This window comes from Ruegeria sp. BHSA118, assembly GCF_059613405.1.
This window is the reverse complement of sequence record NZ_JBXWSM010000009.1, coordinates 20,154-32,001: the sequence shown is the minus strand read 5'-3', so window position 1 is coordinate 32,001 and position 11,848 is coordinate 20,154. Positions and strand designations below refer to the sequence as shown.

Here is an 11,848-nt window from a genome sequence, read left to right as displayed (position 1 = left end):
GGCCGCCCTTTCTTGTTTACCCGTTGCTGGGTGGAAGCAAACCTGCTTCTTGCGCAACGGCCACTTCATCAGCATCCAGCGCCCCGTCGCCATTTGCGTCCATCGCCGAGAAGGTATCGGCGTCAACATCGGGCAACACGGCCTGAATTTCTTCGATGGTCAGAACGCCATCGCCATTGGCGTCGGTTGCGGACTGCGCCGAGAGCACCCCCGGCAAGGTCAGTGCAGCAATGGAAATCCCAATCAAGTACTGCGGTTTCATTTTCGTGCCTCCTGGATAAGTTGATTATGTCTTTGTCCGGACAGGCCCCAGAAACACCGGAACAACCGCAGGCGTCACCCGTTTTACGTGATTTCCGGGAAATCGCGCCAATCTTTGCGTGTTTGCCCGAGTCGGTGTTGCGACGCACCGCCGGGCAAAACCCTGCCAGACCCGTTTCGGCAGAACTTGCCCGACAGGCATGGCCCGATCCGGCAAGACCGCGCTTATCGGGGCACCCGGGCGCAAAAAAGAAAGGGGGCCGAAGCCCCCTGTCAGTTTCGCCATCCAGGCTCATTTCGTTGACCGCCCGGTGTTTTTTTGCCTGCGGCCTGGACGTCGCATGGAACGAGCGCACCCGTTCCGTGAAAGAGTGGGAGGGAGCAAATATTCCGCCCCACCCTGTTCCCGGCCAACACGGGCATGTCGACCGAGTGGACCAAGGCATCAACGGTAAGTCTCAGCGCCTTGCTCCGTATTCGTCGGGGTCGGTACCTGTGGCAGCTATCCGACCCCTGCACCCCGGGTTGCCGGGGTGCTAAACTCAGCTACACCCGCTTGTCGCGCCGCAGGTGTTGCATTTCATGCAAGTGCCGTTGCGCACCAGCGTGTAGTTTCCGCATTCGCCGCAGGGATCGCCCTCGTACCCCTGCATCTTGGCCTTTGTGCGGGCATCCATGCTGGTGGCCACCGCCGTTTCAGCTACCGGTGCTTCGAAAGAAGCCGCCGGTTCAGCCATGCCGTTCACCTCGACCTGACCCGCGTTGAACACAGCCAGATCTTGCGGCAAGCGCTTGCGCAGATATCCGGTGGAGCTGATTTGTTTCAGCACTTCCAATGACTTGGACGCGGCTGATTCACTGATTTCCGACACGTTCGAGACACCCTCGTCCTCGCCCCGACCCAGATCGTCGAAGGTTGCACCTTCGGGTTTCACATGGGCCAGATCGGTACGATCCAGATAGGACACGGCCAGCTCGCGGAAGATGTAATCCAGGATCGACGTTGCGTTCTTGATCGAGTCGTTGCCCTGCACCATCCCCGCCGGTTCGAACTTGGTGAAGGTGAAGGCGTCCACGAACTCTTCCAGCGGCACGCCGTATTGCAGGCCGACCGAGACCGCGATGGCAAAGTTGTTCATCATCGCCCGGAAGCCAGCGCCTTCCTTGTGCATGTCGATGAAAATCTCGCCTAGCTGGCCGTCTTCGAACTCACCAGTGCGCAAGTAAACTTTGTGGCCACCGACGATCGCCTTCTGGGTATAGCCCTTGCGGCGATGCGGCAGTTTTTCACGATGGCTGCGGATGATTTCCTTGACCACAACCTTCTCGATCACCTTCTCGGCCAGAACGACGGCCTTTTCCTGCGCCGAGCCGCTTTCCAGCACCTCTGCCGCCTCGTCGTCATCCTCGACCAGCGCCGCCGCCAGAGGCTGCGACAGTTTCGAGCCGTCGCGATAGAGCGCGTTGGCCTTCACACCCAGCGACCAGCTGAGTTCATAGGCTTTCTGGCAATCTTCGATGGTCGCGTCATTCGGCACGTTGATCGTTTTGCTGATCGCGCCCGAGATGAAGCTCTGCGCCGCTGCCATCATGGTGATGTGGCTATCAACCCCAAGGAAACGCTTGCCTTTCTTGCCGCACGGGTTGGCGCAGTCGAAGATGGCGTAGTGTTCTTCCTTCAGATGCGGTGCACCTTCCAGCGTCATGGTTCCGCACACGTGGTCGTTGGCCGCGCCGATATCCGCGCGGGTGAACCCCAGATGGCGCAGCAAATCGAAGGTCGGGTCATTCAGCTTGGTCGCCGGGATGCCCAGAACGCCGGTGCAGAAATCCTCGCCCAGTGTCCACTGGTTGAAGACGAACCGGATATCAAAAGCGCTTTCCAGCGCGGCGTCTACTTTAGCCAACTCATTCGGGCCAAAGCCATGACCGGTCAGCGAGGTGTGGTTGATCCCCGGCGCGTTGCCGATGGTGCCGTGACCAACGGCATAGGATACGATTTCTTCGATCTGCGACGAGGAATAGCCCAGCTTTTCCAGCGCCGAAGGCACCGAGCGGTTGATGATCTTGAAATACCCGCCACCGGCAAGCTTCTTGAACTTCACCAGCGCAAAGTCGGGCTCGATCCCGGTGGTGTCACAATCCATCACCAGACCGATGGTGCCGGTGGGTGCGATCACGGTGGCCTGTGCGTTGCGGTAACCGTTCTTTTTGCCGAGGCTCAGCGCCTCATCCCAGGCAGACATGGCCAGATCGACCAGGCGCTTGTCCGGGCAGTTGTCGTGGTCCAGAGGCACTGGTTTTACGGCCAGTTTTTCGTACCCATCAGTCACACCCTGCGACGCGCGGCGGTGGTTGCGGATGACACGCAGCATATGGTCTGCGTTGCGCTCGTAGCCTTTGAACGGTCCCAGCTCACCGGCGATTTCCGCCGAGGTCGCATAGGCCACGCCGGTCATGATCGCGGTCAGTGCGCCGCAGATCGCCCGGCCCTCATCCGAGTCATAGCTGTAGCCCATGTTCATCAGCAGGCCGCCGATATTCGCATAGCCCAGACCCAGCGTGCGGAAGTCATAGGACAGCTGCGCGATTTCCTTCGATGGGAACTGAGCCATCGTAACCGAGATTTCCAGTGTTAGGGTCCACAGGCGAGAGGCGTGCATATAGTCCGCTGCCTGGAACTCACCGTCCTTGAGGAAGGTCAACAGGTTCATCGAAGCCAGGTTACAGGCCGTGTCATCAAGGAACATGTATTCCGAGCATGGGTTCGACCCACGGATCGCGCCATCTTCGGGGCATGTGTGCCACTCGTTGACCGTGTCATGGAACTGGATGCCCGGATCGGCACAGGCCCATGCAGCATGGCCGACCTTTTCCCACAAATCGCGCGCCTTGACGGTGCGGGCGACCTTGCCATCAGTGCGGTTGATCAGTTCCCAATCGGCGTCCTTTTCAACGGCGGTCAGGAAGGCGTTGGTGACGCGGATCGAGTTGTTTGAGTTCTGACCTGAGACGGAGCTGTAAGCTTCGGAGTCCCAGTCGGTGTCGTAGGTCGGGAATTCGATGCTGTCGTGGCCCTGCTTGGCGTAATCCAGCACGCGTTTGATATAAGTCTCGGGGATCGCAACCTTTTTGGCTTCACGCACCGCCTTTTTCAGGGCGTCGTTTGCGTTCGGGTCATAGGCGTCATCGGCAGATCCATCCCAAGACCGGATGGCCTCGAAAATGCCGTTCAGCATCTTTTCGTGCATCTTCGACCCGGCAACGATCGAGGCTACTTTCTGCTCTTCGATCACCTTCCATTCGATGAATTGCTCGATATCCGGGTGATCGGCATCGACGATCACCATCTTTGCTGCCCGACGGGTTGTTCCGCCTGATTTGATCGCGCCAGCGGCGCGGTCGCCGATCTTGAGAAAGCCCATAAGGCCCGAGGATTTGCCGCCACCCGACAGCGCCTCGCCTTCGGCGCGCAGATGGCTGAAGTTGGTGCCCGTTCCGCTCCCGTATTTGAACAGGCGCGCCTCGCGCACCCACAGATCCATGATGCCGCCTTCGTTCACCAGATCATCATCGACTGACTGGATGAAGCACGCGTGCGGCTGAGGATGCTCATAGGCCGATTTCGACTTGGTCAGCTTGCCGGTCTTATAATCGACATAGTGGTGCCCCTGTGCCGGGCCATCGATCCCGTAAGCCCAGTGCAGGCCCGTGTTGAACCATTGCGGCGAATTCGGCGCCGCGCGCTGGGTTGCCAACATATAGCGCATCTCGTCAAAATAGGCCCGCGCGTCTTCTTCGGTCGAGAAATAGCCGCCCTTCCAGCCCCAATAAGCCCAGGCACCGGCCAGACGGTCAAACACTTGTTTCGACGATGTTTCGCCTTCGAACTCTGCGCCGTCCGCGGGAACCGATCGCCACAGGAATTCAGGAACGTCTTTTTCTTTCACCTTCTTGAGCTTGGTGGGCACCCCCGCCTTTCGGAAGTATTTCTGCGCAATCACATCACTTGCAACCTGCGACCAGCTGGTAGGGACTTCGATGTTATCCAGACGAAAAACGATTGTGCCGTCCGGATTTCTGATTTCAGATGTTGCAGACACAAAATTCAGTTCCGCATAGGCGTCCTGATCCGGTTTGGTGAATTTTCTTTCAATCTTCATGTCCGCAGCCCTGGTTAATACAGCTCAATTTCCGATTCCCGACACCAAGTCTTGTGTTGCAGGGTGTCGCCCGCAACGCCCTGAGAAGCGCGCAAAAAGGTACTGTTCGCTGTCTGAGACAGCGCAAAGCCGCAAATGCGACCGCACGTAAAACGATTGTGCTTTTCCGACCCTCGCCCGCTGCCTTTTCCGGACTATACACCAGATATTGTGGCAATCTCGTTGGCCCATACAATTTGGCGTATGTTCCCATAGAAGGTCAACGCCCTTTTTCGGTCATTTTCCAAATCTTTTTTGTTGACCTGACGGTTGCGTGAAGCCTTCTGCGTGCAGGTCGCGATTCCTCCACAACTTCATCCACGGCGTATTTCCGCCGGTGTTTTGAACTCTCAAAATGAATTCCCGTTTTTACCAGCATAGTTATCCGCATTTGATCAACCAATGACATGCTGGTTACCCTGAAGTGGAATCAAAGCTGTCCGGGCAAACTGTCCCGCGCCATGTGCTGAACGGTCTACCCAAGAGCGAGGGAGCTCAAGCGAATGAAGTTGTTTCATTTTATCCCGGCCACAGCCTGCATCGTTGCGTGCGCACCACAGGATGTGCCCATCCCGTCACGGAGCGCACAGTTTGACTCCTTCCCTCAACGACTGTTCGACACGTTTGAAACCAGTTGCTCGGGCCCTGGCGAGTCTTTCAGGAAAACCGGGAACCAGATCTTTGAATGCAGTGAGTTCCTGCCCCCCAAGGCGACAGCTTATCTGATTCTGACCTATGACGGTCATCCGCAGGATCTGCCGCAAAGCGTCATGCGCCTTACGTCAACGAAGACAAACGCAGGGTATCGCGTGGACGCGCGTGTTTTCTTCCACGTCCCGCAAAAATCCGGTGCGGCAGTCGAAGTTCCGGTTGAAAGCAAGGTTCTGAACCAAGCCATCAGCGAGCTCTACCAGACAATGGGTGGCTCGCCGAATTAGCTTGATGGAAGTGGTCGGGGCGGCAGGATTCGAACCTACGACCCCCTGTACCCAAAACAGGTGCGCTACCAGACTGCGCCACGCCCCGGACCGTGCGCCTTCCTAACGACGCCGATCTGATTTGAAAAGCCCTAACAGGGCCAAATTGCAGGTCCTTGCGAAAAAATTTCGTGCTTCATCTGTGTCCCGGGCCCGATGGAGTAGCGCGCGGACAATCCTGCATTGATTTCCAGCACCGCAAATACGGAATCGCCCCCTTCAATCGGCGTAAGATCACCCGGAATTGCGCCTTCATGCACACGCGTCACCAAACCGGTGCGATCCAGAAAAACCATATCGAGCGGGATCAGGGTGTTCTTCATCCAGAACGCAACGGGCTGCGGCGGGTCAAAGACGAACAACATACCGGATCGAGCCGGCAACGATTCGCGAAACATCAAACCGCGGGATCGTTCTTGCGGTGTAACGGCGACTTCCACGTTAAATTGCACCGTCGCACTGTCATTTCTGAGTGTGACACGGTCCGATCTGCATGCGGCAGCGGCAACTCCTGCCCACAACGTTACGAATATGGTCAAGAGTATCCGAAGCTGTTTCATCCGGTTCAGCTATCCAAAGCCGCTTCCCAGGCCAGAACCTGCGCGGCCATCCGACCCCGCTTGCCGTCGATCACCCTCATGGCCAGCGCTTCACCTGGTTGCAGATCGGCAAGCCCCGAGCGGCGCAGCACCTCGATATGAAGGAATACGTCTTCGTTACGCCCAAACACATTGGCAAATCCGAAACCTTTGCCCTTGTCGAACCATTTCACCCGTGCGGCCTCCAGCGGCGCTTTTGCGATGACCTCCGGATCCAGCTCGGCAAAATCGGCAAGCATCATCGAGTCGGTCCGCGCCGGCGGATCAATCGCAACGACCTCGACCGCCTGAACCCCTCGGTCCGTGCGGTGAGTCATGATTTCAATACTGGCACCGTCCGCGACCGAGCTCTGGCCGTAGTTGCGCAGAACATTCACATGCAACAGAATATCCGGGCCGCCCTCTTCGGACACAACAAAGCCATACCCCTTGGCAGGGTCGAACCATTTTACGTGTCCACGGACGCGGTACATGTTGTTCAGGTCTTCTGGCACGGTTTTCCCATCGCGAATTTCAGCAGTTCGTTAAGGGTTTGTTGTTTAGGGGAATGGCAGGCAAATTCAAGCTGAAAAGATTGTTTGTTTTCTGCCTGTTGCATTTCACGACACGTGAACGTCATGGATTCAACCTTTCAACATGCCATGCCGATCCCGGCTCAATTCGTTGCCATCTGAACCGATCATGCAAGCGGAACGCTCCATCGGCCCAGAACTCAATCTCGGTGGGCGTCAATCTGTACCCGCCCCAATACGGCGGACGCGGCGGATTTGGCCCAAGTTTCGCCGTCACCTTCGCGACCTCTGCCATCAAGGCTGCTCGGCTTGAAAGCGGTTGCGACTGCTTCGAGGCCCACGCGCCCAGCCGGCTTTTCAATGACCTTGATGCATAATATTCATCTGCCTGGGGCCCATTTTCACGACTTATTGTACCACGAACGCGAAGCTGACGCCGCAAAGATTTCCAATGCATCACAAATGCAGCTTTTCCGGCGGTGTCCAGTTCCTTGGCCTTGGCGCTTTCGTAGTTCGTATAGAAAACAAACGAACCCGCTTCGATTTCCTTGAGCAACACCATGCGTGCATTCGGCATGCCATCCGGGTCAACGGTTGCAAGCGCAATCGCATTCGGGTCGTTCATTTCAGTTTCTTCAGCCTCGGCGAGCCACCGGGCCGCTATTTCAAACGGATCGGAGCCAGCAAAGATGCCATCACGCTCGGTCATTTCCATCCCCTGGAAAGTATTAACGACGAACCTAAGGCGAGAACCCGCTGCGGGCAAGAGCGCACGGCCTTGATGCAGCGCAACCAATGGCATAAACCAACTCAACATAACGCGAAGACAGGCGGAGAACCGAACATGTCAAATCAGTTGATGGCCGGCAAACGCGGCCTCATCATGGGACTGGCCAATGACAAATCAATCGCATGGGGAATCGCCCGCGCCTTGTCGAATGCCGGGGCCGAGCTGGCCTTTTCCTATCAGGGCGAGGCTTTGAAAAAGCGCGTCGACCCGCTGGCGGCGCAATTGGGCAGCGAAATCGTTCTGCCCTGCGACGTCAGTGACGAAACATCCATCGACGCGCTCTTTGCAGCGCTGGAAGAGAAATGGGGCAAGCTGGATTTCATCGTCCACGCCATCGGCTTTTCCGACAAGAACGAGCTGCGCGGTCGCTATGTCGACACCAGCCGCGCGAATTTCAAACTGACGATGGATGTGTCGGTATATTCTTTCACAGCTGTGATGCAGCGTGCCGAAAAGATGATGTCCGAGGGCGGCAGCGCTGTGACCCTGACCTATTATGGCGCCGAGCAGGTCATGCCGCACTATAATGTCATGGGCGTTGCCAAGGCCGCGCTGGAGGCGTCGGTCAAATACCTGGCTGAAGATCTGGGCAAGGATGGCATCCGCGTGAACTCGATCTCGGCCGGGCCGATCAAGACGCTGGCCGCCAGCGGCATCGGTGATTTCCGCTATATCATGAAGTGGAACGAATATAACTCGCCCCTGCGCCGGAACGTGACCATTGACGATGTCGGAAACTCGGCGCTGTATCTTCTGTCGGATCTGTCCAGCGGCGTAACCGGTGAAAACCTGCATGTGGATTCCGGTTATCACATCGTCGGCATGAAGGCCGTTGACGCCCCCGATATGGAAAAAGGTTAAGAACACATGAGCGCCAAAGACCGCCTGCCCCACGAAAAAGGCTTTCACATCAGCTGGGACCAGATTCATCGCGATTCGCGTGCACTGGCCTGGCGTCTTGACGGGCAAGGGCCCGATGATGGCAACTGGCGGGGTGTTGTCGCGATCACGCGCGGCGGCATGGCGCCTGCGATGATCGTCAGCCGCGAACTGGACATCCGTACGGTCGATACGATCAGCGTGCGTTCATACCACCATCAGGAACAGGGTGAAGCAGAGGTGTTGAAATCTCCGGACGCCGACCTGATGGGTGACGGAACCGGTATTCTGATCATCGACGACCTGGTCGACAGCGGAAAGACGTTGGAACTGGTTCGGGACATGTACCCAAACGCTCATTTCGCGACGGTTTACGCCAAACCCAAGGGCCGCCCGATGGTGGATACCTTCATCACCGAGGTCAGCCAGGACACATGGATCTTCTTCCCATGGGATATGGCCCTTCAATATGTCGAGCCGTATCGCGGCACCGATTGATTTCTGAACAGTAGACCGCACATGACGCTCAGCCGTACCGCCGCAACATTCGCCCCTCCGGTGATGGAGGCGCGCCGATGGGTCGAGGGCGTTGCCTTCCCATCCGACCGCCCGTTGATCAACGTAAGCCAGGCGGCCCCGGTCGATCCGCCGCCGCTGGCCTTGCGGCAGGCTATGGCCGAGTTCGCCGTTCGCGAAGACAGCGCACATCTTTATGGCCCGGTTTTGGGCAATGACGATCTGCGCTCCGAATTGGCGGCGCAGATCAGTTCTCACTATGCGGCGCAGGTAGATGCACCTCGGATCGCCATCACCTCGGGCTGCAATCAGGCGTTTTCGGCCGTGATATCGGCGATCACCGGCGAAGCGGATGAGGTCATTCTGCCAACCCCATGGTATTTCAACCACAAAATGTGGCTGGACATGGCCGGAGTACAGGCCGTTGACCTGCCGACCGGCGATGATCTTTTGCCCGATCCAGAGCGTGCGCGCGGATTGATTACCGACAAGACACGCGCCATTGCGCTGGTCACGCCCAACAATCCGGGCGGCGTCGAATACCCCGCCGAACTTGTCAGGGCCTTTTACAACCTGGCCCGTGAAACCGGGGTTCGCCTGATCGTTGATGAAACCTATCGCGATTTCGACAGCCGCAGCGGCGCCCCGCATGATCTGTTTCAGCAACCCGGCTGGGACGAAACGCTTGTCCATCTGTACTCTTTTTCCAAGGCTTATCGCCTGACGGGCCACAGGGTGGGTGCCATCGCAACAAGCCCGGCGCTGTTGGCCGAGGTCGAGAAATTTCTGGATACGGTCGCCATTTGCCCGGGCCAGATCGGCCAGTTCGCAGCGTTGTGGGGTATGCAAAACCTGTCGCAATGGCTGGCCGGCGAGCGTGTCGAAATTCTTGACCGCCGCGCGGCCATTGCAGAAGGGATGCCAGCGCTTGAAACCCGGGGGTGGCGGCTTTTGGGACTTGGCGCCTATTTTGCCTATCTCGAACATCCGTTCGACATGCCGTCAGACGAACTCGCGCGCCGTCTGGTCAGCGAAGCTGGCGTGCTGCTGTTGCCCGGCACCATGTTCATGCCCGATCATGACCCGGCCGGAAAACGGCAGGTGCGCATTGCTTTTGCCAATCTGGATCGGGCCGGGCTGGGCCAATTGTTCGACCGGTTGCAGGACCTGTCCTTCTAAGCTTGCCCCTCGGCGGTGTGCGTCGTATTCAGGGCCGCAACCGACAGGGCAGAACTCTGCCGAAAAAACAAGAGGGCATCATGGCCGCAGGCGCTAAAAGTCTTTCGAAAACCTTTGTCTGGATTCTGATGGGTCTGCTGATGCTGGGCCTTGCGGGATTTGGCGCGGTCAACCTCAGCGGGACGATCCGCACAGTTGCGACAGTCGGCGAAGAAAGCATCTCGGTCGATGACTACGTGCGCGAACTGCAGCGCGAGATCCGAGCGGTGGAGGCACAATCCGGGCAGCCTTTGCAGATGTCGCAAGCCCGCGACCTGGGTCTGGACCGAAACGCCCTAGCCCGCCTGACCGCCTTGGCGGCGCTGGATAACGAGGTCGGTCAGCTTGGGATTTCCATCGGCGATGAGAACCTTCAGCAAGAGATCGTCTCGATCCCGGCGTTTCAGGGTGTCAACGGAACTTTTGACCGTGAATCCTATCGCTTTCAGCTGGAACAGGTCGGCATGACCGATTCCGAATTCGAATCCGATCTGCGCAAGGAATCCGCCCGAACCATCGTGCAGGGCGCAATCATGGGCGGCGTGAAAATGCCGGCAACGCTGACGGACACGATGATCGATTATATCGGCGCGCGGCGCAGCTTTGCGGTTGCAACTGTTGGAACGGAAGCGCTGGATACTCCTGTGGCCGAACCAACGGACACACAGATTCAAAAATTCTATGATGACAATGGGGACCAGTTTATGCTGCCCCGCACCAAGCAGCTGACTTATGCGATTCTGTCGCCAGCAATGTTGGTGGACACGGTCGACATCGATGAAGACGCGCTGCGCAAACTCTATGAAGAACGAACCGACGAATACAACCAGCCCGAACGCCGTTTGGTCGAACGTCTGAACTTCCCAAGCGAACAGGCCGCCAAGGACGCTTTGGCGCAGCTTGAAGTTGGCGGCACAACTTTCGAACAGTTGGTTCGGGATCGCGATCTGGAACTGAACGACATCGATCTGGGCGACGTGACGCGTGAGGACCTGGGCCAAGCTGCGGACTCTGTGTTTGCGGCCGAGCTTGACACTGTCGTGGGCCCGTTGCCATCGGTGTTCGGTCCGGCCCTGTTCCGCGTCAACGGATCACTGGCCGCGAGCAATGTTCCATTTGAAGAGGCCGAGCCGGCACTTCGGGAAGAGTTGGCGACTGAACGCGCCCGCCGCCTGATCGAGGCGCAATCTGAAGATATCAACGACATGCTGGCCGGCGGTGCCACTCTGGAAGAGCTGGCAGAAGAAACCGAAATGGAATTGGGTCAGATCGACTGGACCCGTGACAGCGACGAAGGCGTTGCTGCATATGACGGGTTCCGAGCGGCCGCAGAAGCCGTGCAAGAAGGGGATTTCCCTGAAATCGCCTTCCTCGAAGACGGGTCAATTTTTGCCCTGCGCCTTGACGAAGTTCTGCCGCGTCGCCCGGAACCGCTGGATAGCGCGCGCGTCCGTGTCGCCGCGGCCTGGCAACAGGCTGAGATCAACACAGCGCTGCGCGAAAAGGCAGAAGCCATTCTGAACCAACTGGCCACTGACGGTGATTTCGCAGTGACCGGCCTGCCCTTCCGCGTCGAAAACGCCCTGACCCGCACCGCGTTTCTGGATGACGTTCCGGCCAATTTCATGAACGAAGTATTCGCGATGGAACCCGGCGAACTGCGCGTTGTTGGGGGCAATGGTGCGGCTTGGATAGTGCGTCTGGATGAAACCCTGCCGCCGGCGGATACGGACGAACTGCGTCAATTGCGTGATGCCCTGAGCTCGCAGATGGATCAGGCTTTGGCACAGAATATTTTCAACGTCTACGTACGTGACGCCCAGACCCGGGCGCGCCCCGTGGTGGATCAACAGGCGCTGAACGCCGTGCAGGCGAGCTTTTAAACGAGACCGAT

Annotated in this window: 10 protein-coding genes and 1 tRNA gene; 5 read left to right on the top strand and 6 right to left on the bottom strand. The window is 57.9% G+C overall.

Features of this window, described 5'->3' with window-relative positions; all coding sequences use genetic code 11:
• Positions 1–16: 16 nt before the first annotated feature.
• Entirely contained in the window at positions 17–262 is a 246-nt protein-coding gene (locus AC2FNN_RS04775) for an EF-hand domain-containing protein (RefSeq protein WP_496756957.1), read from the bottom strand.
• Positions 263–803: 541 nt separating this feature from the next.
• Positions 804–4,424 carry a vitamin B12-dependent ribonucleotide reductase gene (locus AC2FNN_RS04770; protein WP_496756956.1) on the bottom strand — a complete coding sequence of 1,207 codons (3,621 nt, stop codon included), beginning with the start codon at positions 4,422–4,424 and terminating at the stop codon, positions 804–806.
• Positions 4,425–4,966: 542 nt separating this feature from the next.
• Here AC2FNN_RS04770 and AC2FNN_RS04765 point away from each other — a divergent pair.
• On the top strand, positions 4,967–5,401 hold the full coding sequence (locus AC2FNN_RS04765; protein ID WP_496756955.1) for a hypothetical protein: 435 nt from the start codon (positions 4,967–4,969) through the stop codon (positions 5,399–5,401).
• An 11-nt stretch (positions 5,402–5,412) separates the two neighbouring features.
• Here AC2FNN_RS04765 and AC2FNN_RS04760 read toward each other — a convergent pair.
• The 4 genes from AC2FNN_RS04760 to pdxH form a co-directional block, all read right to left on the bottom strand.
• Positions 5,413–5,489 (bottom strand) — tRNA-Pro (locus AC2FNN_RS04760).
• 43 nt (positions 5,490–5,532) lie between these two features.
• Positions 5,533–6,000: a DUF192 domain-containing protein gene (locus AC2FNN_RS04755; protein ID WP_496756953.1), complete on the bottom strand. Its 468-nt coding sequence runs from the start codon at positions 5,998–6,000 to the stop codon at positions 5,533–5,535.
• A 5-nt stretch (positions 6,001–6,005) separates the two neighbouring features.
• Positions 6,006–6,512, bottom strand: a complete 507-nt coding sequence (locus AC2FNN_RS04750) for a cold-shock protein (RefSeq protein ID WP_496757011.1) — start codon at positions 6,510–6,512, stop codon at positions 6,006–6,008.
• A 142-nt stretch (positions 6,513–6,654) separates the two neighbouring features.
• Positions 6,655–7,260, bottom strand: a complete 606-nt coding sequence (gene pdxH, locus AC2FNN_RS04745) for a pyridoxamine 5'-phosphate oxidase (protein ID WP_496756952.1) — start codon at positions 7,258–7,260, stop codon at positions 6,655–6,657.
• 135 nt (positions 7,261–7,395) lie between these two features.
• Here pdxH and fabI point away from each other — a divergent pair, with 135 nt between their 5' ends.
• From fabI to AC2FNN_RS04725, 4 genes are all read left to right on the top strand, one after another.
• Complete coding sequence (fabI, locus tag AC2FNN_RS04740) at positions 7,396–8,202, top strand: enoyl-ACP reductase FabI (protein WP_496756951.1); 807 nt, start codon at positions 7,396–7,398, stop codon at positions 8,200–8,202.
• Between the two features lie 6 nt (positions 8,203–8,208).
• Positions 8,209–8,718 (top strand): xanthine phosphoribosyltransferase, encoded by a 510-nt coding sequence (gpt, locus tag AC2FNN_RS04735; protein ID WP_152458089.1) that lies wholly within the window; start codon positions 8,209–8,211, stop codon positions 8,716–8,718.
• 21 nt (positions 8,719–8,739) lie between these two features.
• A complete protein-coding gene (locus AC2FNN_RS04730; protein ID WP_496756949.1) occupies positions 8,740–9,915 on the top strand; it encodes an aminotransferase in 1,176 nt (391 codons plus the stop codon).
• A gap of 80 nt (positions 9,916–9,995) precedes the next feature.
• On the top strand, positions 9,996–11,837 hold the full coding sequence (locus AC2FNN_RS04725; protein WP_496756948.1) for a peptidylprolyl isomerase: 1,842 nt from the start codon (positions 9,996–9,998) through the stop codon (positions 11,835–11,837).
• The last annotated feature ends 11 nt before the right edge of the window (positions 11,838–11,848 follow it).